The sequence below is a fragment of the Leeia sp. genome (assembly GCF_041909055.1).
Taxonomy (GTDB): domain Bacteria; phylum Pseudomonadota; class Gammaproteobacteria; order Burkholderiales; family Leeiaceae; genus Leeia; species Leeia aquatica.
In genome coordinates, this window is record NZ_JAYREC010000001.1 from 444,500 (window position 1) to 465,981 (window position 21,482).

Consider the following 21,482-nt stretch of genomic DNA (forward strand, 5'->3'; position numbering starts at 1 on the left):
CTTACAACTTTAGGCGTTGGCCGGCAACCCTGCAAACCTGATTTCGTCTGCCTCATGCCTGCCTACGACCCACACGAAGCCGATTCCGACCTGGAACTCCTGCACCAACCCGCAACAGATGCATCGGAAACGCCACCCTTGCTGTTCATTCATGGTGCCTACACCTCGGCCGCCTGCTGGCAGCCCCACCTGCTGCCGTGGCTGTCGAACCACGGGCATGACTGCTGGGCACTCAGCTTGCCAGGGCATGGCGATAGCCCGGACAAGGCACGCCTGCATCAATACAGCCTGGAAGACTATGTCTCCGCGGTGGAAGCCACCTTGCCACGCCTGCCTGCGCCCCCCATCCTGATTGGCCACTCCCTGGGAGGCACCGTCGTACTGCGCCTGCGGGAACGGATCAGCGTTCCGGGTGTTGCACTACTGGCACCGGTACCGCCGCAAGGAGTGGTGCCTTCCGCCAGTCGCCTGCTCTGGCAGCGCCCACCCTTGCTGCAGGCGCTGGGTCATGTGGTGCAGGGGCAGCTGCAAGCGGCAGATGCACCCCAACTGGGGGCCGCGTTGTTCAGTCCCAGGCATCCGCCGCCTGCACTGGCCGAGATGGCGACGCTGTTCCAGCCCGAATCCATGCGGGCGTTGTTCGACCTGAGCTGGCAAGGCTGGCGCAGCACACCAACCTTGCCACAGCTGCCCGCGCTGGTCTTGGCGGCGGAGGATGACGCCCTGTTTACGGTGGAAGAAGTCGATGCCTGCGCCCGTTTGCTGCACACCCGCGCCCACGTCCTGCCGGGGCTGGGACACGCGATGATGCTGGATCATGACTGGCTATTGCTGGCACAAGCGCTGCATACCTGGTTGCAGACACACTTTCCAAGCACGGTAAGCGTGCGGTAAGCCAGACGCGGTTGAATACCCCCATGCCAGCAGCTGCTGGCACATTCAACCTCAAGGAGCTTTCACCATGCGTACCGTTCTGTCCCTGCTGGCCTTGCTGACCGTGACCTCTCTTGCCCACGCCGACCCCAAGTGCCCGACCCACCCCAAGTCCCAATGGATGCCGCAAGACACCTTGCGCAAGCAACTGGAAGGCCAGGGCTACCAGATCAAGACCTTCAAGGTTTCCGGACAGTGCTATGAAATCTATGGCAAGGACAAGGCCGGCAAGAAAGTGGAAATTTACTTTGACACCGTCAGCGGCCAGCCGGTCAAGAGCAAGGTAGAAAGCTGAGCCGGTAGTACGGCGGGTTTCATCCGGGAAGGAGGATCGAATCATGAATGCGTCCCCGATCACTTGGGACCGGCTGGTCCGGACGGCACACTGGTGTCTGGTCAGCTGCGTGGCCGCCAACCTGTTTCTGCTGGAAGAGGGCGACCCTCCGCATCGCTGGGCAGGTTATCTGGCAAGCGGCATTGTGCTGGTGCGCTTGCTGTGGGGGTTCATCGGCAGCGCTCATGCCCGCTTCAGCGACTTCTTCCCGACCCCTTCCCGTCTGTTGCAACAGTGGCAAGCCTGGCGTAAGGGAGACTTTACACCGCACGCGGGCCACAACCCCTTCGGCGCGGTGATGATGCTCAGTCTGCTAACGCTGGTGCTGGCGCTGGGCTTGACCGGCTGGCTGATGGGTACCGACCGTTTCTGGGGCGAAGAATGGCTGGAGGAACTGCACGAAGGCCTTGCCAATCTGCTGATGGGTCTGGTCGGGCTGCACGCGCTGGCGGCCATCATCATGAGTCGGCTGGAACGGGTTCGTTTGATCCGTGCCATGTTCACCGGCAGGAAAGAGCCGCTATAGTGCAAGCATCTCTTGTCAGGCTTGAGCCATGCGCATCCTGTTGATCGAAGATGACCCGCTGATCGGGGACGGCCTGCATGTTGGGCTCAGCCAGCTGGGCTTCTCGGTGGACTGGTTTCAGGAGGGCCATACCGGGCAGGCTGCGCTGGCACAAGCCCCGTTCGACGCGGTGGTACTGGACCTGAACCTGCCCGACGAAGACGGCATCGCCATTCTCAAAGGCTGGCGGGAGCAGGGACTGGACACGCCGGTACTGATCCTGACCGCGCGCGATACGCTGGCACAGCGGGTCAGCGGTCTGCATGTCGGTGCCGACGATTACCTGGGCAAGCCCTTCGCCCTGGCCGAAGTGGCCGCCCGGCTTCATGCCTTGATCCGTCGCCGCAACGGTTACACCCGGGCCACCCTGCAGCATGGCGCATTACGGATGGACCCGGTTGGCAGACAGGTCTGGCTGGGTGAGCACACCATTACCCTGAGTGCCCGTGAATTCAGCCTGCTGGAACTCTTTCTGCAAAACCGGCAGCGCTGGTGGACCCGTGAGCAGCTGGAAGAAAAGCTCTATAGCTGGGACAGCGATGTGGAGAGCAATGCGGTGGAAGTACACGTCCACCGGCTGCGCCGCAAACTGGGGAGCGACATCATCGTGACCCAGCGCGGGCTGGGCTATCAGCTGGGCAAGGCCCCATGAGCATTCAGCGGCGCCTGTTGCTGTCTGCCTTGCTGGCCACCCTGCTGGTGTGGGGATTGGCTGTCCTTGCGGCCTGGTCCCAAGCCCGTCGCGAGGCCGATGAGCTGTTTGATGCGGAGCAGATCCAATTTGCCCATCAATTGCTGGATGCCTATGCCCGCCTGCCGGTATCACAGATTCAACCCGCCCCTCAGGCCGGGTCGGCACAGCGACAGCATGGCAAGGAACACGACGGACTGGGCTTTGCCTTATGGAATGCACAGCAACAGCTGATCCTGAGCGATGGCCAGGACGGCGCGTTTCCCTTTCCCGCCCACGAGGGCTTCCGCAATGTAACCCTGCACGGTGAGCAATGGCGACTGTACACTGCGCGGGACCAGCGTAGCGGCCTCCGTGTCACCGTTGCGCAAGAGCATGAATTCCGGCTGGAGGTCGCCGGTGAATTGACTGGCAGCATGCAGCTGGCCTGGCTGCTGGCCCTGCCGCTGCTGTTATTGGCCCTCATCTGGGCCATCCGCACCGGCCTGCGCCCCCTGCGCGACCTGACCTTGCTATTACAGCGACGACAACCCGAAGACACTGCCCCCCTGCCCGACGACGCGCCTCAGGAGGTGCAACCGTTGGTGCAAGCCCTCAATCAGTTATTGAACCGCTATCAGGATCTGCTCGACCGCGAGCGCCGCTTTATCGGGGATGCTGCCCATGAACTGAAAACCCCTTTGGCGGCGCTGCGGGTACAGGCTGAAGTGGCCAGTCTGGCGCAGGAGCCAGCGGTACAGCTGCGCGCCCTGCAACAGCTGGTGCGCGGCGTGGTGCGGAGCGAGCGTTTGTTGCAGCAACTGCTGTTGCTGTCACAGCTGGACCCGATGTCGCAGGTACCCGATGCCCAAGCCATTTACTGGCCCGAACTGCTGGAAACCATGCTGGAAGACTGGGGGCTGACACACCCGGCAGACGATTTTCCCATTCAGGTCATCTGGTCTGATGCCCAGCCGCTTCCGCTACAGGGCAACGCCATGTTACTGAGCCTGCTGCTGCGAAACCTGCTGGAGAATGCCCGCCTCTATGCGGCAAGTGAAGCCGGTGTCAGGCTGACCCTGGCCAAGGATGGCCTCACCGTCAGCGACCACGGCCCCGGCATGACGGCAGAACACCTCGCCCGTCTTGGTGAACGCTTTTACCGCCCGGCAGGACAAGCTCAGCACGGCAGTGGGCTCGGGGTATCAATTGCGATGCGGATTGCCCAGTTGCATGGCCTGCAACTGGACTTCCACAACCGCCCGGAAGGCGGGCTGGAGGTCCGTCTGCACCGGTCTGCAGCAGCGTAAACAGGCCTGTCAGGTCAGCAGGCAGTGTGCCCGTGCCACCGCGATCGGCTTGCTGCGATCCTCCTGCCAGGCCTCGATAGTGATGTGGGCCACTCGCTTACCCTGTCGGGTCAGATGGCAAGCGGCATACGTGTCCTGCGCGCGGCCTGAGCGCAAATAGTCAATGGCAAAATCCACCGTCAGCGGGATGGCTTCGCTTTCCTGCCGCCACAGGATGTAGAGCTGCGCACAGCACTCCATGAAGCCGCCAATCACGCCGCCATGCAGGGCGGGCAGCAGCATATTGCCCACATGCCGCTCCTGATAAGGCAAGGTAAACCACAGCTCGCCCGCCGCTTCGGTCACCTGCATGCCGAGCCCTGCCGCATAGGGTACGCTATCCAGCACCCGCTGATATTGATGATCCTGCCGGGATTGTGCCAAGGCGACAAACACCGGATGGCGTTCCATATCCTGTTCCATGTAGGCCTCAGCTGCTTTGACGCATGAAGGTCGCCACGGCCGTGGCGATGGGTTGTTGCGGGTCATCGTGATAGATGCAGCCCCGCACGAAAGCGATCTGGCGGGTCATGCGATAGCACTCGGCACTGGCCGTCAGCGCCAGGCCGGGCGTGGCCCGCTTGAGGAAATCCACCCGCAAGTCCAACGTGGCAATCATTTCCCACTCGGACAAGGCACAGAACACCGCAATACCACAGGTACTGTCCAGCAGAGCGGTCAACACCCCGCCATGCACCGTCCCGCTGACCGGGTCACCCACCAGTTGCGGCTGGTAAGGCACACGCAAGGTCGCACAGCGGCGAGCCATGCTGACGAACTGATACTGGTAAGCCAAGCCATGCGGCATGCGTCCGAAAAACTGTTTGATGGCGATGTCTTCAAACTCTGGCAAATCCACCAGATACGTGGTGTGGGGCAATGTCGCCTCCTTGTTCAAGCACTTGCTTGATTTTATACAGTCACCCGAGCAAAAGCGAGCCAATCGGACAGGGTACAATACCACCCGGCAACATCCCCCGGGCTGAGTGAGCAGCGTCCCGACGCACGACTCTGATCAGTGCTTGACTTCAACTTTCATTGGTATTACATTGGCCTCATGTATCTAACTGGTATCAATTCAACCTCCAACCCGAATGGAGACAGAATGCGTATGGCGTTGCGTTATCTAATTGGTGTGGACGGTGGCGGCAGTGGTACCCGTCTGTGCCTGGCAGACACGCAAGGCCACATCCTGACCACCCAGACCGGTGGTCCTTCTGCGCTGGGCCAAGGCATTGAAGCCGCTTGGCAGACCATTACCGGCCTGTGCCAACAAGCCTTCAACCAGCAGCATCTGACCTTCAACCCTGCTGAATGTGGTATTGGGCTCGGTCTGTCCGGCGTACACAATCCGCAGTGGGCGCACGCCTTCCAGGTTCGCGCCCCCGGCTTTGGCCATCTGCAGCTGGATACCGATGCCTTTACCACCCTGCTGGGCGCACATACCGGTGCCCCCGGTGCCGTGGTGGCCATCGGTACCGGCAGCGTGGGTGAGGCCCTGTACGCGGACGGCAGTCGACGCGGTGTCGGCGGCTGGGGCTGGACCAGTGGCGATGAAGCCAGTGGTGCCTGGCTGGGCAAACATGCCGCAGCCCGCACCCAGAAAGCACTGGATGGCCGCCTGCCGGATGGTCCGCTGGCTGCGGCTGTGATCCAGCATTGCGGTGGCAGTGCCGATCACTTCATGGCCTGGCTGGGAGAAGCCGACCAGAACGCCTATGCCCAACTGGCGCCGCTGGTCTTGCAGCACAGTGACGACGATGTCCACGCCCGCCCCTTGCTGCAGCAGGCGGGCCAGGAAGTCGCCTTGCTGGCGCAGGCGCTGGACCCGGAAGGGGCGCTGCCGCTGGCCTTGTGCGGTGGACTGGCCCAGGCCCTGACCCCCTGGCTACCGGAAGCCCTGCGTCAACGCATTCGTCCCGCAGAGGGCGATTCGATGCAAGGTGCCCTCATTTTGATTCAGAAAGCGTGCTGATGGACTATCAGGACAAATTGCTGGCCTTGCGCCCCGACGAGGACAACGCCACCCCGCTCTACCTGCAGTTCAGCCAGAAGCTGGCTGCGGCCATCAATGCCGGGGTCTGGCAGGCGGATGAAGCGCTCCCCTCCGAGCGGACTTTCTGTGAGGCACTGGGTATCTCCCGCGTCACTGCGCGCAAAGCCATGGACCTGCTGCTGGAACAGGGCCTGATCGACCGGCGGCAAGGCTCTGGCACCTATATCACCCCCAAGCTGGAGCAACCGCTGTCCCGGCTCTCCAGTTTCTCCGAGGAGCTGCGGCAGCGGGGTTTCAAACCGGCCTCGCGCTGGTTGTCCCGCGAAGTGGCACACGCCACGCAGGAAGAGGTATTGAAGCTGGGGCTGTCACCCAACAGCAATGTGGCCCGCCTGCGTCGCTTGCGGACGGCGGACGACGTAGTGATGGCGATTGAAACCAGTACCTTGCCTCTGAGCAGCATGCCCGACCCCAAGCAGGTGGGCGACTCACTGTATGCCTGGCTGGATCAGGCGGGCACACCGATTGTACGCGCCCTGCAGCACATCAAGGCCATCAACGCCAGCGAAGAGCAGGCCCGGCTAGCCGGGGTCAAAGTGGGCACCGCCATGCTGCTGATCACCCGGATTGGCTATCTGGAAAACAATATTCCCATCGAGCTGACGCATACCTATTGCCGCAGCGATTATTACGATTTTGTCGCAGAACTGCGGCGGTGAGGTAGCAGTGCTGAACGGAAACATCCTGACCCCGGACGGCTGGTATCACGGCACCCTGCATTTTGCAGAGCGCGTGGCCCGCATTGAGGGACAGCCACAGTCACCCGACAGCAATGGGGATGACTACCTGTTGCCGGGCTTCATTGACCTGCACGTCCACGGCGGCGGCGGGCGTGACGTGATGCAGGGTCAAGGGGCCATTGAGGTGATTACCCGGCAGCATGCCCGGCATGGCACCACCTCCCTGCTGGCCACCACCATGACCGCACCGCGCGAGCACATTGAAGCGGCACTGCGTGATCTGGGTGCCAGCATGCAGCAGCGCAGCCCGCACGCTGCCCGGGTGCTGGGGGTGCATCTGGAGGGACCGTTCATCAACTCCGGCAAGCTGGGTGCACAGCCCAACTTTGCCCGCACCGCCTTGTGGGACGAGCTGCAGGCCTACCACGAACTGGCCCCGATTCGGGTACTGACGGTCGCACCAGAGATTTCCGGCCATCTGGAGCTGATCCAGAAGGTGGTGGCGCAAGGCATTCGTGTGCAGCTGGGCCACACCCTTGGCAGCTATGAAGATGGCGTGGCCGCACTGCAGCACGGCGCCACCGGTTTCACCCACCTCTACAACGCCATGAGCCCGCTGCACCACCGTGAGCCCGGCATCGTGGGCGCTGCGCTGGCACACGCTGAATTCTCCGAGTTGATTCCGGACCTGCTGCATGTCCATCCCGGCGCCATTCGCGCCGCCATGCGCGCTATTCCCAAGCTGTTCTGCGTTACCGATTCCACAGCCGCCGCCGGCATGCCGGATGGTGACTACCAGCTGGGCAGCCATACCGTCACCAAATGCCTGGGTGGGGTACGCCTGCCGGATGGCACGCTGGCCGGGAGCACGCTGACCATGGACGTGGCACTGCGTAACCTGGTGCTGATCGGCCTGAGCCTGAGCGACGCCAGCGACCGCCTGTCGCGCAATCCGGCTGATTTTCTGGGCCTGTCTGACCGGGGCCGTCTGGCCCCCGGCAGCTGGGCCGACATTCTGGTTGTAGACCGTCATTTGCGGCTGCGTGCCGTGTACGTGGAAGGAGAACGGATTGACCTCGCGGATGCTTGAAGAGGCGTGCAGCACGTCTGAAATGATCAGCCTGCAGTTGCAGCAGGATGAGGCACGCTATCTGGCACTGGGTGAAGCGCTGCGCGCGGCACCACCCCAGAATGTGGTGACGGTGGCGCGCGGCAGCTCCGACCATGCAGCGGGCTATCTGGCTTACTTGCTGATGTCTCGCATCGGCAAGCTGGTGACCTCGCTGCCAATGTCGCTGGTCACCCTGCACAAGGCGCCGCTGGATACCCGCCAGGCACTGGCGGTCGCCATCTCGCAATCCGGGCAAAGTCCGGATGTGATCGAGCCGATCCGTTTCTTCCGCGATGGTGGTGCCAATACCGTCGCGCTGGTCAACGACGTGCGCTCACCGCTGGCAGAAAGCGCGGAATGGACCTTTGGCCTGTGCGCGGGTCCGGAGTTGAGCGTAGCGGCCACCAAAAGCTTTATTGCCAGTCTGGTCGCCGGTGCCCGTCTGGTGGCACACTGGCAGAACGATCAGCCGTTCCTGAAAGCCATCGCCACCCTGCCGGAATCGCTGCTGCTGGCCTGCAAGCAGGACTGGAGTGCCGCGCTGGATGTGCTGGCCCCGGCCAGCCGCATCATGGTGGTCGGCCGTGGCATCAGCTTCCCGATCGCGCTGGAAGCCGCGCTGAAGTGCAAGGAAACGTCGGCCATCCAGGCTGAGGCTTTCTCCGGCGCCGAGATCAAGCATGGCCCGATGGCGCTGATTGATGAAGGCTACCCGCTGCTGATTTTTGCCACCCGTGGCCCGGCACTGGAAGGGCTGCGCAAGCTGGCCGCCGAGATGCGTGGCCGGGGTGCACGGGTGCTGCTGGTGGCCCCGCACGATGTGCCGGAGCGCGACCTGACGCTGCCCGGCGCCGTGCTGCCGGAGCTGGACCCGATTGTCGCCATCCAGGCTTTCTATGTGATGGCGGCGCAACTGGCCGAGGCCCGCGGCATGGACCCGGACCAGCCACGACATTTGAGCAAGGTCACCCGGACCGAATAAAACGGAGCGGGGTTCGCCCTGTTGCAGCAAAGAAAACAATACGGAGCGGCCACAGGCTGCCCAATACAAGTGATCGGCAATGCACTGATCGCAGGCAGGCAACTGCCATTGTGTTTCCGTCAGCCCGGACCACCGGGCGGCGGCACGACCGTCCAGAAAACAGCTGAATCGGGCGGCGGTAATTCACTAACCTTGGAGATGCATCATGCAATTGAAGAAGCTGGCAAGCAGTCTGGCATTGATCGGTTTTGCTGTCGCAGGCAGCGCACACGCCGACAAGGTCAAGGTTGAATACTGGACCATGAGCCTGGCACCGAAGTTCAATGCCTACTTTGACATGGTGGAAAAGAAGTTCGAAGCGCAGAACCCGGACATTGACGTGGTCTGGGTGGACCTGCCGTGGGACGTGATCCAGGCCAAGCTGACCGCTGCCATTGCAGCCGGTCAGCCCCCGGCCCTGGTCAACCTGAACGTGCCTTGGGCCTATGACTACGCACAAGACGGCGTGATCCAGCCGGTAGATGGCCTGCTGGGTGGCGACAAAGCCGTCTACGCTTCCGGCGCGCTGGCCGATGTGACCTTCAAGGGCAAGGTTTACGGCTTCCCGTGGTACAACGGTGCCAACATCCTCGCCTACAACACCAGCCTGTTCCAGAAAGCCGGTCTGGCGGGCAAGACCCCGAAGTCGCTGGATGAAGAGCTGGTGATGGCCAAGCAGATTGCGGCCAAGACCGGTGTTCCGGGTTTTGCCCCTGCGCTGGGCAAGATCATCGGCATCTTCCAAGCCGAAGGTCTGGACATCGTGGTGGGTGGCAAAGCGGCCTTCAACAGCCCGGCACACGTCGCGCTGCTGAAGAAGTTCCAGGATGCCTACAAGTCCGGCGCGCTGGCCAAAGACAACCTGTTCGCTGAAGACAACTTCCAGACCTCGATTGCCCTGTACAACGCCGGCAAGCTGGGCATGCTGGAAAGCACCCCGTCCACGCTGGACCGCACCAAGTCTGACGCCAAGGATATCTACGCCCTGACCGAAGTGGCACCGGCGCCGATGGGGCCGACCAAGGTGGTCAAAGGCGGCTGGTTGATGCACTTTGCCGTACCCAAGGGCGTCAACGCCAAGGTTCTGCCTGCCACCGCCAAGTTCGCCAAGTTCCTGACCGGCGACGAAATGCAGCTGGCTTTCTCCAAGGCCACTGGCGGCACCTACCCGTCCACCATCAAGGCGGGTGACGATGCCTTCTTCCAGTCCCTGCCGGCAGGCTCGGGGGCCCTGGAAAAAGCGCGCGCGGTCGGCGGCAAGAACATCGACAACATCCGTACCTTGTGGGGCGTGCCGGGTCTGCCGGACTTCGAAGCCCTCAACAAGCGCCTGCAGGACGCAGTGGAAGCAGGGGTGACCGGCAAGAAGGACATCAAGGAAGCGCTTGATGACGCCGCCACCTTCTGGAACGAGAAGCTGGCCAAGAAGTAAACCCAGCTGAAGGTTGACTGCCCGGGCACACCCGGGCAGTCGGCGCACGCCCCTATTCCGCATTTGCTGTTCCAAGCAAAGGATATGTCACATGAAGCTGAACCGATGGGTAAGCAGTGGCCTGCTTGCGCTCGCCGCCACCTCCGCGATGGCCGACAAGATCAAGCTGGAATTCTGGACCAACAGCCTGCATCCAAAGTTTGATGGCTACTTCAAGGCGCTGGAGCAAACCTACGAAGCACAGAACCCGAATGTTGATCTGGTCTGGGTAGACATTGACTGGGACAATTTCGAGCCGAAACTGGCCGCGGCGCTAGCCGCCGGCAATGCGCCAGCTGTGGTCAATCTGGATGTTCCGCAAACCTTCCGCTTTGCTCAGCAGCGGATGATTCTGCCGCTGGATGAGCAGATGGGCGCAGACCGCTCACATTATGTGCGTGGCGCGCTGGATGATGTGACCTTCAAGGGCAAGCTGTATGGTTTCCCCTGGTACAACAACGCCAACGTACTGGCGCTGAATGCCGACCTGCTGAAGAAAGCCGGTCTGGATGCCAACAAGCCTCCCCGCACGCTGGACGAGCAACTGGCTTTTGCCAAGCAGATCCGCGCCAAAACCGGCCAGCCGGGCTTGTTGCCCCAGCTGGGCAAGATGTCTGGTGTGTTCCAGGGCGAAGGTCTGGCCTTGGTCAAGGATGGCAAGGCCGTCTTCAACTCACCGCAGCATGTGGCACTGGTACGCAAGCTGGCCGACGCCTACAGAAGTGGGGCTTTGGCCAAGGACAGCCTGTTCTCGGAAGACAACTTCCAGGACTCCATCAAGCTCTACAACGCCGGCAAGCTCGGCATGATGGAAGCGGCCCCGTCCGCCCTGTCCCGCACCCGGGATGATGCCAAGCAAGTGTACGCCAGCACGGTTGTTCAGCCCGCACCGCTGGGTGGGGGCAGGATCGCCAAGGGGGGCTATCTGTTCACCTTTGCCATCCCGGTCACCACCGACAAGGCCAAACTGCCCGAGGCCGTGAAGTTTGCCAAGTTCATTACCAATGACGTCAACCAGCTGGCCTTCTCCAAGGCCACCGGTGGTACGTACCCGTCTACGGTAGGGGCGCTGGCCGATCCCTTCTTCACCCAGCTGCCCAAGAACCCGGGCGCACTGGATGTCGCACGGGCAACCGCCGCGCGGGTGGCTCCAAATGTACGGACGCTGGAGCTGGTCGGGGTACCGAACGTCACCACCCTGTCCAAGAAGCTGCAAACCGCCATTGAGGCTGCAGTCACCGGGCAGAAAGACCCCAAGCTGGCGCTGGATGAAGCTGCCGAGTTCTGGAATGAACGCCTGAAAGCCACACCGTAACTGTCGCACCCGGGCCGGTTTACCGGCCCGGCCAAGCACCACCTGAGAGAGAGTACACCGTGAAACCTGACCGCTTCCGGACCTTGCAGGGTTACCTGTTTCTGGCCCCTACCCTGCTGCTGTTGCTGGCCTTCACCCTGATCCCGGTGTTGTTCAACACAGCCTTGTCCTTCTATGACTATTTTCCCTCGGTCCGGGCGGACTGGGTGGGTCTGGAGAACTTCAAATACCTGTGGGAGGACGACCTGTTCCACATGGCACTGAAGAATTCGTTGACCTATTTGCTGATCGTGCCGCTGATCCAGCTGGCCGCCATTGTGCTGGCCGTCCTGGTCAACAACAAACTACCGGGCATCCGCCTGTTCCGCGCAGCCTACTACACCCCGGTGGTGACCATGGTGGCGGTGATCGGCATTGTCTGGACCATGATGTACCGTGAAGACGGGCTGATTAATCAGACCTTGCAGTTCCTGCATGCCATCAATGCACCCATCGGCTTTCTGACCGACGACAGCATTGCCTTGTTTGCGGTGATGTTTGTTACCTTCTGGCGCGGTCTGGGCTACTACATGGTGATCTATCTGGCCGGGCTGCAGGCCATCCCGCAGGAAATGCAGGAAGCCGCCACGCTGGATGGTGCCAACGCCTGGCAGCGCTTCTGGCGCATCACCCTACCGATGCTGAAGCCCTCCATCCTGATCTGTTCGGTGCTGTCTACCACCGCAGCGCTGAAGTGTGTGGAAGAGCCTTGGGTGATCACCAAAGGCGGCCCGCTGAATGCCACCTATACCGGCTTGTTCTATGTCTACCAGATGGGCTTCCGCAGCAGTGAATGGGGCCGTGCCGCCGCCGCTGGCGTGGTACTGGCGGTGCTGTGCCTGCTGGTGGCGTGGCTGAACTTCCGCTTCATCCGCCCCAGCCATCGTTAAACCAGGTCATCAGGACGCATCATGGATTTGAGAACCCGTAAAACCCTGCAGCGTACTGGCAACAAGGTGCTGCATTACAGCATCCTGCTGGCACTGGCGCTGTTCACCTGCTACCCCTTCCTCTGGCTGCTCAACACGGCACTGGGGACTGAAGGGGGGGTCTTCGACTTTCCGCCGCCGCTGCTGCCACGCGGCCTGACCCTGGAGCACTTCCGCCAGGTCTTCGAGCAATTCAGCATCGGTACCTTCTTCAAGAACTCGGTGTGGATCTCGGTCTGGACCATCTTCTGGACCCTGTTCCTGTCCAGCACCGCCGCCTATGCGCTGTCGCGCATGCGTTTTCCGGGCCGCAATCTGGTGTTCACCATCATTGTGGTCAGCATGATGCTGCCGGCTGAGGTCAACTTTCTGCCCAACTACGTGATCATGGCCAAGCTGAACCAGCTGATGATGTGGCTGGCGGACAGCACCGGCTGGGAAGCGCTGGCCAACATCAAGTTTGCCGATGGGCACCTGGGCGTGATCCTGCCTACCGTCGCCACCGGCTTCGGCATCTTTCTGATGAAGCAGGCCTTTGAGGAAATCCCGCAGGACCTGATCGACGCCGCCCGTATCGACGGTGCCAGTGAATTTGCCATCTTCTATAAGGTGGTGCTGCCGCTGACCCGCCCGCATCTGGCCGCGCTTGCCATCTTCACCCTGGTCAGCAGCTGGAACAACTTCATGTGGCCCAGCATCGTGCTGACCAGCCCGGATCAGTACCCGATGGCGACTGGCGTGCTGCAGCTGTTCGGCGCCTTCCAGTCCTCATTCCGGTTAACCGCTGCCGGATGCGTGATTGCCATCGTGCCCATCCTGCTGGTGTTTGTATTTACCCAACGCTACTTCATGCGCGGGATGGAGGGTGCGGTGAAGTAAGCCTGGACACACTGACCGGTTGGCTGCCCCGACCCCGCCTTCAGACCCTGCCCAAGCATGGCATGGGGTTTGGCAGGCCGCTAACCGAAACAGGCCGCCCACGCAGCCTGGCCTTACCTTGGAGAGACAGAAATGACGTACCCGCTTCGCGCTGGCGAGCACATGATGATTGAAATCTGGGGCCATGAGCTGGACCCGGTGACAGAAGACCTGATCCGCCGCAACGGCATCCGTGCCGTATGCCTGTTTCGCAAGAATATCGACAGCTTTGCCCAGACCCAGGCGCTGGTGCAGAAGCTGCGTGACATCATGGGTGAGCACGCCCTGATTGCCATCGACCAGGAAGGTGGCGCAGCCGTGCGTGCCTGGTTCCTGCCACTGGGTCCTTCTGCCATGTGCCTGGGCGCTGCCGATGATGAGCAGCTGGCCGAGCGGGTGGGCGAAGCCACCGCGCATGGTCTGGCCGCACTAGGCATCAACTGGAACTTTGCACCGGTACTCGACCTGAACAACAACCCGCGCAACCCTATCGTCGGCGAGCGCTCCTTCGGCGCGGATCCGGTACGGGCCACCCAGTTGGCGCTGGCCTGGCAGCGCGGCAGCCTGCGTGGTGGCGTGGCCTGCGCCCTCAAGCATTTCCCCGGGCACGGCGATACCGATGTCGACTCCCATCTGGCACTGCCCATCGTCGACAAGCCGCGTGCTGCACTGGAGCAGTACGAGCTGGCCCCGTTCGCGCTGGCGCTGCCGGAATCACCGTCGCTGATGACAGCCCATATCGTCTACCCGGCCTTCGATGCCGAACGCCCGGCCACGCTGGCGCCGTCCATCCTCACCGGCCTGCTGCGTGAGGAGTGGGGCTACCAAGGGGTGGTGATCAGCGATGCACTGAACATGAAAGCGATCCGCGATGTCTACGGTCAGCCCGCCGGAGCGGTCATGTCCCTGCAGGCCGGAGCGGACATGGTGCTGGTGATGGCCGACGCCGCAGAAACCCAAGCCACAGTCGATGCCGTGCAAACCGCCATCGAGCAAGGGGCACTGGATGCCGCCGCGCTCCGCACCAGTCGGCAGCGCCTGCAGGAGATGGCCGCACGCTTCCCCAGCCAGCCGCACGCCTATACCCCGAGTCAGGACGCACGTGACCGCGCCGTCATGCTGCAGGGCTGGTTGCGCGGGCTGACCCTGCATGGCAATGCGCAACGCCCCCACCCGGGCCAGAAAATCCGCTTGCTGGTGGCACGCGAAGTACCTGGCGATGGTGTGTCGGAAGCCGGTATTCGCGGGCAGGAACTGATCGAGGCGCTGACCCCACACTTCCCGCTGGACGTGGTGCAATATGAGCACATCAGCGACCTGAACTGGCAACAACTGCCGCAGGATGGCCTGTTTACCGTACTGGCCAGTACCGGGCGTGAACGCTACAGCGCCAGCCAGCAGCATTGGCAACCCGATCTGCATCTGGTGTTATGGAACCCTTACCAGGCCAACGATATTGATGCCCCGGCCCTGATCAGCTATGGCTTCCACCCGGAAGCGCTGCAAGCCTGCATCAGCTGGCTGAAAGGCGACTGCGAAGCCCCTGGCCGCATGCCCGCCCCGCTGGCTGCCGCAGCCTGACCGACTGAACTTTGAGAGTACACACATGGCGCACCTCCGTTTACGCAATATCCAGAAAACCTACGATAACCAGCAGGCCGTGATTCACGGGGTGGATCTCGACATCGCCGATGGTGAATTCGTGGTGTTCGTTGGCCCCTCCGGCTGTGGCAAATCCACCCTGCTGCGCATGATTGCCGGGCTGGAAGAGATCAGCGGTGGCGAGCTGTTCATCGGCGAGCAACTGGCCAACGACATTGCCCCGGCCAAACGAGGCGTGGCGATGGTCTTCCAGAGCTACGCGCTCTATCCGCACATGAGCGTCTACGACAATATGGCGTTCAGCCTCAAGCTGGCCGGTACACCCAAAGCCGATGTCGAGCGCATGGTGAAGCGGGCGGCCGAGATCCTGCAAATTACCCACCTGCTGGACCGTAAGCCGAAGGCGCTGTCCGGTGGCCAGCGGCAACGGGTGGCCATTGGTCGCGCCATCGTGCGCAAGCCACAGGTGTTCCTGTTTGACGAGCCGCTGTCCAATCTGGACGCTGCCTTGCGGGTGCAGATGCGGATTGAGCTCTCTCGCCTGCATCAAGAGCTGGGCACCACCATGATCTACGTGACGCACGATCAGGTGGAGGCCATGACGCTGGGCGACCGCATCGTGGTGTTCAATGGTGGCCATATCGAGCAGATTGGCACCCCGCTGGAGCTGTACGACCACCCGGCCAATCTGTTTGTGGCCGGCTTCCTGGGCTCCCCCAAGATGAACTTCATTCCGGTCACCCTGCAAGGGCAGCAGGATGGCGTGCTGAAGCTGGCCCTGCCGGATGGCCAGACAGTCCAGCTCAGCGGGCGTCACATCGACGGGCTAAACCCTGGCAGCGCACTGACCCTGGGCATCCGCCCCGAGCACCTCAGCCCCTCCGAAGCAGGCATCCTGCAGGTGCGCATTGACCTGGTAGAGCATCTGGGGGACTCCATGGTGGCCTATGTCGAGCTGCCCGGTGTCAACGACATTCTGGCGGTCAAACTGCCTGGCGACCGCAGCAATCTCAAGGCTGGCGACCTGATGCGGCTACATGTTGCAGAAACGCATCTCCACCTGTTCGATGCTGCAGGAAAAGCTTTGCCTCGTCTCTGATTTGTTTTACATTGGACTCATATTGGTATTTAAGCCATACCCACGCAAAAGACAGTGGGGTGGTAAAAAAATAGCCGATCAAACAAAGATTTGACGGTAAAACCATTCAGCTTGGCCGCAGTCGGAGATCACACACTGGCGCGGGCAGGCTGAACACAAGCAGCAAGCAACTATAATACCACCTTGGAGAAACTAGCATGAAACGCGCACTCGCTTTGGCGGTGGCATCTGCCTTCGCCGTTCACACCGCCTACGCCGATTCCGGCAACGTCAACATCAGTGGCTGGATTGAGTCCGACGTGTATGTCGACCACAACGGTGACTACAACGAAGGTCTCAAGATCGATATCGACGGTCGCCTGAACTTCACCGGCACCGAAGACCTCGGCAATGGCCTGTCCACCATCTGGCAGATCGGCAGCAAGGTCAGCGAAGGCGGCCAGCAGATCGGCACCAACGATACCTTTATCGGTCTGAAAGGCAGCTTTGGTCAGGTTCGCCTGGGCAAGATGCTGACCCCGTACTATGAAATCGTGGACTGGCCGCTGTCCGCCGGTGGCATGGGCAAGATCATGGACAACGGTGATCCGCTGAAGCAAGCCGCAGCCGTCCCAGGTAACGACGGATACAAATCATGGCAAAATGGTGATCGCGTCAACAACAGCATTCGCTACGACTCGCCGGACTTTGGCGGTTTCAGTGCCTCGGCCATGTACTACACCGCTGAAAACAAGAACAACACTGGCTTGAACAGCCAGTCGTTCTCCGGCCGTGTGGCTTACGCAAGCGGCAACTTCAATACCCAGCTGGGCTATCAGTATCAGGGCGACAATGGCGGTACCGATGGCAACAAGCTGCGCTCACTGGTCTGGCAGATCGGCTACAGCTTCGGCAACTTCGGTATCTATGGCGGCGTGAAGCAGACCAAGCTGAGCGGCAATGGCCTGGGTGAGAAGCGGAACTACTGGGAAATTGGCGGCACCTACTCTGCCTCTGACAAGCTGTCGTTCCGTGCGGCTTTCGGCAAGGCCGGTGACCAGAAGGGCAATTTCGGCAGCGATGACGGTGCCAAAGAGTTTGCCTTCCAGGCCAACTACTCGCTGTCCAAGCGCACCAGCGTCCACCTCCGCTACAACCAGATCAAGAACGATCCGGGCCGTGGCTGGTTCGGCAACGCCGGCAAAACGGGCCGTCGCTACATGTTCATTCTGGCGCACAGCTTCTGATGTGTTGTACCCCGGCTGCGGCCGGGGCGTAGTCCTCTCTTCACTCCATATGTTGATGCGCTGCCCATGGGGCAGCGCTTTTTTTTGTGGTTCGCGACAAGCAATAAAAAACCCCGCCACAAGGGCGGGGCTGGATGGTCAAGCCCAACTCAGGCTGTAGCCGTTTCCCGCAACTGCCGTGCCGCTTGCACCATATGGCGCAGGGCCGCTTCGGTTTCATGCCAGCCACGGGTCTTCAGGCCGCAGTCCGGGTTCACCCATAGACGTTCCGCCGGGATCACCTGCCGTGCTTTCTCCAGCAGGCGCACCATCTCGTCGACCGCAGGGATGCGTGGCGAGTGGATGTCGTACACACCGGGGCCGATGTCGTTCGGGTAGTTGAAGGCCGCAAAGGCGTCCAGCAGCTCCATGTCCGAGCGTGAGGTCTCGATGGTGATCACATCCGCATCCATCGCGGCAATGCTCGGCAGGATGTCGTTGAACTCCGAGTAGCACATATGGGTGTGAATCTGCGTTTCATTCTGTACGCCGCTGGCTGACAGGCGGAATGCTTCCACCGCCCATTGCAGGTAGGCATCCCAGTCGGCACGGCGCAACGGCAAGCCTTCACGAATGGCCGGTTCGTCAATCTGGATGACACGGATACCAGCCGCTTCCAGATCACACACCTCATCGCGCAGGGCCAGCGCAATTTGCCGAGCCGTCAGCGCGCGGGGCTGATCGTCTCGAACAAAGGACCACTGCAACATGGTGACCGGGCCGGTCAGCATGCCCTTCATCGGGCGAGCCGTCAGGGTCTGGGCAAAGCGGCTCCACGCCACCGTCATCGCTTGCGGGCGGGACACATCACCAAAAATCAGTGGTGGCTTCACGCAGCGGCTGCCATAGCTCTGCACCCAGCCGTTCTGGCTGAAGGCATAGCCCGACAGCTGCTCGCCAAAGTACTCGACCATGTCATTGCGCTCGGCTTCGCCATGCACCAGCACATCCAGCCCCAGCTCTTCCTGCTTGGCAACGGCCAGGCGGATGGCGCTCTTCATGGCGGCCAGATAACCGGCCTCATCCAGTTCGCCTCGCTTGAACGCGGCACGGGCACTGCGGATGTCCTGCGTTTGCGGGAAGGAACCGATGGTGGTGGTGGGGAAAGCCGGCAGGTTCAGGTGGGCCTGCTGGCTGACTTGTCGCACCGCAAACGGTGCGTCGCGCTCGGCATCTGCTGCCGTCAAGGCCGCCAGGCGGGCTGCCACAGCGGCATTGTGAATGCGGGTCGAGCTGCGGCGGGAGGCAGCAGCCTGGTCACTGTCCGCCAGAATGGCAGACACCACAGACTCACCCTGGTTCAGGGCGTGCGACAAGGCCGCCACTTCATCCAGCTTCTGCCGCGCAAACGCCAGCCATGATTTCAGCTCGGCATCCAGCTTCTGCTCAGCCGCCAGATCCACCGGCACATGCAGCAAGGAGCAGCTTGGCGCCAGCCACAGTTGCTCGCCACGATCGGCAACTCCGCTCAGTTGAGCCAGTTTCTGCCGCAGATCGGCACGCCAGACATTACGCCCATCCACAATGCCGACCGACAGTACCCGGTCTTGCGGCCACTGTGCGGCAAACGCGGGCAACTGCTCCGGCGCCCGCACCACATCAATATGCACCCCGGCCAGCGGCAAGCGGGTCAGCAAGGGCAAGTGCCGGGACACATCGCCAAAGTAGCTGGCCAGCAGAATCGGGATGCCCTGCTCTGCCAGCAGCGGGTAAGCCTGCTGGAAAGCCGCCAGCCAAGGCTCATCCAGGTCCAGCGCCAGAATCGGTTCGTCCAGCTGTATCCATTGCACACCCAGGCCGTGCAGACGCAGCAAGAGGCTGGCATAGGCCTTCAACAAGCGGGGTAGCAGGTTCAGGCGGTCAAACCCCGCCTGCTTGCTCTTGCCAAGGAAGAGATAGGACACGGGCCCGAGCAGCACCACCTTGGCTGGGATCGACTGGGCCTGGGCTTCCTGTACTTCGTCAAACAGCGCATGGGAGGACAGTTCAAACCGGCTGTCTGCGGTGAACTCCGGGACGATATAATGGTAGTTGGTGTCAAACCACTTGGTCATTTCCATGGCCGGGGCGGAGGCCGTACCACGCGCCATGGCAAAATAGGTATCCAGACCCACTTCACCACCGCTAAAACCATAACGCGCCGGGACGTTGCCCAACAGGGCGGTCAGGTTCAGCACCTGATCGTACAAGGCAAAGTCACCTACCGGCACCCAGTCCAGTCCGGCGTCACATTGCCACTGCCAGTGTTGGGCACGCAAAGTGGCGGCGGTATCCTGCAGCTGTGCGGCGCTCAGCTCGCCACGCCAGAATTGTTCCTGCGCAAACTTCAATTGGCGTTCCCGGCCAATGCGGGGAAAACCGAGGTTGTGTGTCTTGCTCATGAGGATGGCTCCCATTGTTCACTCATCAATCGGGATGCTGCACATACCGCACCCAATGCGGCAGGCAGGGGTAACGGCCCTCCGTTACCTGGTAGCCATGGTAAGCGCACTCTGTAAATTAGAAAAACGAATAATATTTGCTATAATCAATAAAAAATCTCATACAAAGACATGATCGACCACAAGCATTTGCGCCTGTTGCACGCACTGGCCCGCACCGGCACCTTGTCCGCCGCGGCCAAGACCTTGTTCCTGACCCAATCGGCCCTGTCGCACCAGATTCTGGCGCTGGAGGAGCATTACGGCCTCAAGCTGTTCGAGCGCAAGAGCCAGCCGATCAAGTTCACCCCAGCCGGGCTGCGCCTGCTGCAACTGGCGGAACAGGTACTGGACCTGACTCAGACCGCAGAACGGGATCTGGCCCGGCTGGCCAGTGGTGATGCCGGGGACTTGCGCATAGCGGTGGAGTGCCATACCTGTTTTGACTGGCTAATGCCCGCCATGGACCAGCTGCGCGAGCACTGGCCGGAGATTGAGCAGGACATCCTCTCCGGCTTCCACACCGACCCGGTCAACCTGCTGGTCGATGGCAAAGCCGACCTGGCGATTGTGACCGAAACCCCTGCCCGCCCCGGCATTCACTACCATCCCTTGTTCCGCTTCGAGATTGTCGGATTGGTGGGGCGACGGCATGCGCTGGCGGGCACCGAGCGTTTGCAGGGCAGTGACTTCGCCGCGGATACCCTGATTACCTATGCGGTACCGGAAGAGCTGATCGACCTGATCCAGCAGGTACTGAAGCCCGCTGGTTTGCATGCGCAGCGCCGCACCACCGAATCCACAGTCGCCATCTTGCAACTGGTGGCCAGCCGACGCGGGCTGGCAGCGCTGCCCAACTGGAGCGTGCAGCCCTATGTGGACCGGGGTTATGTGCTGGCCAAGCGGATTGGCGAACATGGCCTCTGGCGTACCTTGTATGCCGCCACGTGGCATAGCTTTGGCGAACAGGCCTATGTCCAGGACTTCCTGCGCATCATCCGCGATCACAGCTTGAGCACCTTGCCCGGCATTGAGCTGGTCGATCATTAAGTGTCAGGAAACGGACGAAGGTATCCCCATTCACCACTGTACGCTGCCGGGTTGGCACCGCCACAGGAAAAAAGGCAGACGATATACGCACTTGCCTTGAGGAGTACCCATGATTCCAGTAAGCTGCCGCGGTTGATTGCTGGATGGAGAAGTCATGGCGCGCCCTGCCGAGCTGGTATTGATTGCTGCTGTCGCCCGCAACCGGGTGATCGGGCTGGATAACAAGATGCCATGGCATTTGCCGGAAGATTTGCGCTACTTCAAGGCCCAGACCGAAGGCCATACGGTGCTGATGGGGCGCAAAACCTTTGAATCACTGGGCCGCCCCTTGCCCAAGCGACGCAACATTGTCATCACCCGGCAGTCAGACTGGCAAGCTGAAGGCGTGGAGGTGGCGCACAGCCTGCATGAAGCCTATGCGGCCTGCGTGCCGGAGGGGCGGGTGTTCGTCATCGGTGGTGCGGAGTTGTACCGGCAGGCACTGCCAGATGCCGATACCCTGCTGCTGACCGAGATGGATATTACCCCTGAGGGCGACACCTTTTTCCCCGAATTTGATGCGGCGCAGTTTCGAGAAGCAGCGCGTGATCCCCACCAAAGTGCGCAAGGCATGCACTATGCCTTTGTGCGCTACAGCCGCCAGCAGCCGGAATAA

At 61.5% G+C, this 21,482-nt stretch carries 21 protein-coding genes; 18 read left to right on the plus strand and 3 right to left on the minus strand.

Features of this window, described 5'->3' with window-relative positions:
- The first annotated feature begins 54 nt into the window (after positions 1 to 54).
- From ACE3O2_RS02610 to ACE3O2_RS02630, 5 genes are all read left to right on the plus strand, one after another.
- The gene (locus ACE3O2_RS02610) at positions 55 to 894 is read left to right on the plus strand and encodes an alpha/beta hydrolase (protein ID WP_374334710.1); all 840 of its coding nucleotides are present in this window, start codon (positions 55 to 57) and stop codon (positions 892 to 894) included.
- A gap of 67 nt (positions 895 to 961) precedes the next feature.
- Complete coding sequence (locus ACE3O2_RS02615) at positions 962 to 1,228, plus strand: PepSY domain-containing protein (protein WP_168876311.1); 267 nt, start codon at positions 962 to 964, stop codon at positions 1,226 to 1,228.
- A 43-nt stretch (positions 1,229 to 1,271) separates the two neighbouring features.
- On the plus strand, positions 1,272 to 1,793 hold the full coding sequence (locus ACE3O2_RS02620) for a cytochrome b/b6 domain-containing protein (protein WP_374334711.1): 522 nt from the start codon (positions 1,272 to 1,274) through the stop codon (positions 1,791 to 1,793).
- Positions 1,794 to 1,821: 28 nt separating this feature from the next.
- The gene (locus ACE3O2_RS02625) at positions 1,822 to 2,484 is read left to right on the plus strand and encodes a response regulator (RefSeq protein WP_374334712.1); all 663 of its coding nucleotides are present in this window, start codon (positions 1,822 to 1,824) and stop codon (positions 2,482 to 2,484) included.
- A complete protein-coding gene (locus ACE3O2_RS02630) occupies positions 2,481 to 3,812 on the plus strand; it encodes an ATP-binding protein (protein ID WP_374334713.1) in 1,332 nt (443 codons plus the stop codon). Before ACE3O2_RS02625 ends, ACE3O2_RS02630 begins: the two co-directional genes overlap by 4 nt.
- Positions 3,813 to 3,821: 9 nt before the next feature.
- On the opposite strand, the gene ACE3O2_RS02635 is transcribed toward ACE3O2_RS02630, so the two are convergent.
- Both ACE3O2_RS02635 and ACE3O2_RS02640 read right to left on the minus strand, forming a co-directional pair.
- Positions 3,822 to 4,262 (minus strand): PaaI family thioesterase, encoded by a 441-nt coding sequence (locus ACE3O2_RS02635; protein ID WP_374334714.1) that lies wholly within the window; start codon positions 4,260 to 4,262, stop codon positions 3,822 to 3,824.
- Between the two features lie 19 nt (positions 4,263 to 4,281).
- Positions 4,282 to 4,731 carry a PaaI family thioesterase gene (locus ACE3O2_RS02640; protein ID WP_374334715.1) on the minus strand — a complete coding sequence of 150 codons (450 nt, stop codon included), beginning with the start codon at positions 4,729 to 4,731 and terminating at the stop codon, positions 4,282 to 4,284.
- A gap of 231 nt (positions 4,732 to 4,962) precedes the next feature.
- On the opposite strand from ACE3O2_RS02640, the gene ACE3O2_RS02645 reads away from it, so the two are divergent.
- The 11 genes from ACE3O2_RS02645 (at position 4,963) to ACE3O2_RS02695 (ending at position 17,318) form a co-directional block, all read left to right on the plus strand.
- Positions 4,963 to 5,826: a BadF/BadG/BcrA/BcrD ATPase family protein gene (locus ACE3O2_RS02645; protein WP_374334716.1), complete on the plus strand. Its 864-nt coding sequence runs from the start codon at positions 4,963 to 4,965 to the stop codon at positions 5,824 to 5,826.
- Positions 5,826 to 6,566: a GntR family transcriptional regulator gene (locus tag ACE3O2_RS02650; protein ID WP_168876317.1), complete on the plus strand. Its 741-nt coding sequence runs from the start codon at positions 5,826 to 5,828 to the stop codon at positions 6,564 to 6,566. Before ACE3O2_RS02645 ends, ACE3O2_RS02650 begins: the two co-directional genes overlap by 1 nt.
- 7 nt (positions 6,567 to 6,573) lie before the next feature.
- Positions 6,574 to 7,677: an N-acetylglucosamine-6-phosphate deacetylase gene (nagA, locus tag ACE3O2_RS02655; protein ID WP_374334717.1), complete on the plus strand. Its 1,104-nt coding sequence runs from the start codon at positions 6,574 to 6,576 to the stop codon at positions 7,675 to 7,677.
- A complete protein-coding gene (locus ACE3O2_RS02660; RefSeq protein WP_240947064.1) occupies positions 7,658 to 8,680 on the plus strand; it encodes an SIS domain-containing protein in 1,023 nt (340 codons plus the stop codon). Before nagA ends, ACE3O2_RS02660 begins: the two co-directional genes overlap by 20 nt.
- 205 nt (positions 8,681 to 8,885) lie before the next feature.
- Positions 8,886 to 10,151, plus strand: coding sequence for an ABC transporter substrate-binding protein (locus ACE3O2_RS02665; protein WP_374334718.1), 1,266 nt, complete (start codon positions 8,886 to 8,888; stop codon positions 10,149 to 10,151).
- A 91-nt stretch (positions 10,152 to 10,242) separates the two neighbouring features.
- Positions 10,243 to 11,505 (plus strand): extracellular solute-binding protein, encoded by a 1,263-nt coding sequence (locus tag ACE3O2_RS02670; RefSeq protein ID WP_374334719.1) that lies wholly within the window; start codon positions 10,243 to 10,245, stop codon positions 11,503 to 11,505.
- Between the two features lie 59 nt (positions 11,506 to 11,564).
- On the plus strand, positions 11,565 to 12,434 hold the full coding sequence (locus tag ACE3O2_RS02675) for a carbohydrate ABC transporter permease (RefSeq protein WP_168876321.1): 870 nt from the start codon (positions 11,565 to 11,567) through the stop codon (positions 12,432 to 12,434).
- A gap of 21 nt (positions 12,435 to 12,455) precedes the next feature.
- Positions 12,456 to 13,352 carry a carbohydrate ABC transporter permease gene (locus ACE3O2_RS02680; RefSeq protein ID WP_374334720.1) on the plus strand — a complete coding sequence of 299 codons (897 nt, stop codon included), beginning with the start codon at positions 12,456 to 12,458 and terminating at the stop codon, positions 13,350 to 13,352.
- A 132-nt stretch (positions 13,353 to 13,484) separates the two neighbouring features.
- Entirely contained in the window at positions 13,485 to 14,972 is a 1,488-nt protein-coding gene (gene nagZ / locus ACE3O2_RS02685; protein WP_374334721.1) for a beta-N-acetylhexosaminidase, read from the plus strand.
- Positions 14,973 to 14,997: 25 nt separating this feature from the next.
- Entirely contained in the window at positions 14,998 to 16,092 is a 1,095-nt protein-coding gene (locus tag ACE3O2_RS02690; protein WP_374334722.1) for an ABC transporter ATP-binding protein, read from the plus strand.
- Between the two features lie 197 nt (positions 16,093 to 16,289).
- Positions 16,290 to 17,318 carry a porin gene (locus ACE3O2_RS02695; protein ID WP_374334723.1) on the plus strand — a complete coding sequence of 343 codons (1,029 nt, stop codon included), beginning with the start codon at positions 16,290 to 16,292 and terminating at the stop codon, positions 17,316 to 17,318.
- A gap of 149 nt (positions 17,319 to 17,467) precedes the next feature.
- On the opposite strand, the gene metE is transcribed toward ACE3O2_RS02695, so the two are convergent.
- Positions 17,468 to 19,738, minus strand: a complete 2,271-nt coding sequence (gene metE / locus ACE3O2_RS02700) for a 5-methyltetrahydropteroyltriglutamate--homocysteine S-methyltransferase (RefSeq protein WP_374334724.1) — start codon at positions 19,736 to 19,738, stop codon at positions 17,468 to 17,470.
- Between the two features lie 171 nt (positions 19,739 to 19,909).
- Here metE and ACE3O2_RS02705 point away from each other — a divergent pair, with 171 nt between their 5' ends.
- A complete protein-coding gene (locus ACE3O2_RS02705; RefSeq protein WP_374334725.1) occupies positions 19,910 to 20,827 on the plus strand; it encodes a LysR family transcriptional regulator in 918 nt (305 codons plus the stop codon).
- Positions 20,828 to 20,981: 154 nt separating this feature from the next.
- Positions 20,982 to 21,482: a dihydrofolate reductase gene (locus ACE3O2_RS02710; protein WP_374334726.1), complete on the plus strand. Its 501-nt coding sequence runs from the start codon at positions 20,982 to 20,984 to the stop codon at positions 21,480 to 21,482.

Excerpts from the sequence above, each read along its gene's own strand:
- ACE3O2_RS02610 (WP_374334710.1), top strand. The coding sequence starts at position 55 with ATGCCTGCCTACGACCCACACGAAGCCGATTCCGACCTGGAACTCCTG.
- ACE3O2_RS02615 (WP_168876311.1), top strand. The coding sequence starts at position 962 with ATGCGTACCGTTCTGTCCCTGCTGGCCTTGCTGACCGTGACCTCTCTT.
- ACE3O2_RS02620 (WP_374334711.1), top strand. The coding sequence starts at position 1,272 with ATGAATGCGTCCCCGATCACTTGGGACCGGCTGGTCCGGACGGCACAC.
- ACE3O2_RS02625 (WP_374334712.1), top strand. The coding sequence starts at position 1,822 with ATGCGCATCCTGTTGATCGAAGATGACCCGCTGATCGGGGACGGCCTG.
- ACE3O2_RS02630 (WP_374334713.1), top strand. The coding sequence starts at position 2,481 with ATGAGCATTCAGCGGCGCCTGTTGCTGTCTGCCTTGCTGGCCACCCTG.
- ACE3O2_RS02635 (WP_374334714.1), bottom strand. The coding sequence starts at position 4,262 with ATGGAACGCCATCCGGTGTTTGTCGCCTTGGCACAATCCCGGCAGGAT.
- ACE3O2_RS02645 (WP_374334716.1), top strand. The coding sequence starts at position 4,963 with ATGGCGTTGCGTTATCTAATTGGTGTGGACGGTGGCGGCAGTGGTACC.
- ACE3O2_RS02650 (WP_168876317.1), top strand. The coding sequence starts at position 5,826 with ATGGACTATCAGGACAAATTGCTGGCCTTGCGCCCCGACGAGGACAAC.
- ACE3O2_RS02665 (WP_374334718.1), top strand. The coding sequence starts at position 8,886 with ATGCAATTGAAGAAGCTGGCAAGCAGTCTGGCATTGATCGGTTTTGCT.
- ACE3O2_RS02670 (WP_374334719.1), top strand. The coding sequence starts at position 10,243 with ATGAAGCTGAACCGATGGGTAAGCAGTGGCCTGCTTGCGCTCGCCGCC.
- ACE3O2_RS02680 (WP_374334720.1), top strand. The coding sequence starts at position 12,456 with ATGGATTTGAGAACCCGTAAAACCCTGCAGCGTACTGGCAACAAGGTG.
- nagZ (WP_374334721.1), top strand. The coding sequence starts at position 13,485 with ATGACGTACCCGCTTCGCGCTGGCGAGCACATGATGATTGAAATCTGG.
- ACE3O2_RS02690 (WP_374334722.1), top strand. The coding sequence starts at position 14,998 with ATGGCGCACCTCCGTTTACGCAATATCCAGAAAACCTACGATAACCAG.
- ACE3O2_RS02695 (WP_374334723.1), top strand. The coding sequence starts at position 16,290 with ATGAAACGCGCACTCGCTTTGGCGGTGGCATCTGCCTTCGCCGTTCAC.
- metE (WP_374334724.1), bottom strand. The coding sequence starts at position 19,738 with ATGAGCAAGACACACAACCTCGGTTTTCCCCGCATTGGCCGGGAACGC.
- ACE3O2_RS02705 (WP_374334725.1), top strand. The coding sequence starts at position 19,910 with ATGATCGACCACAAGCATTTGCGCCTGTTGCACGCACTGGCCCGCACC.
- ACE3O2_RS02710 (WP_374334726.1), top strand. The coding sequence starts at position 20,982 with ATGGCGCGCCCTGCCGAGCTGGTATTGATTGCTGCTGTCGCCCGCAAC.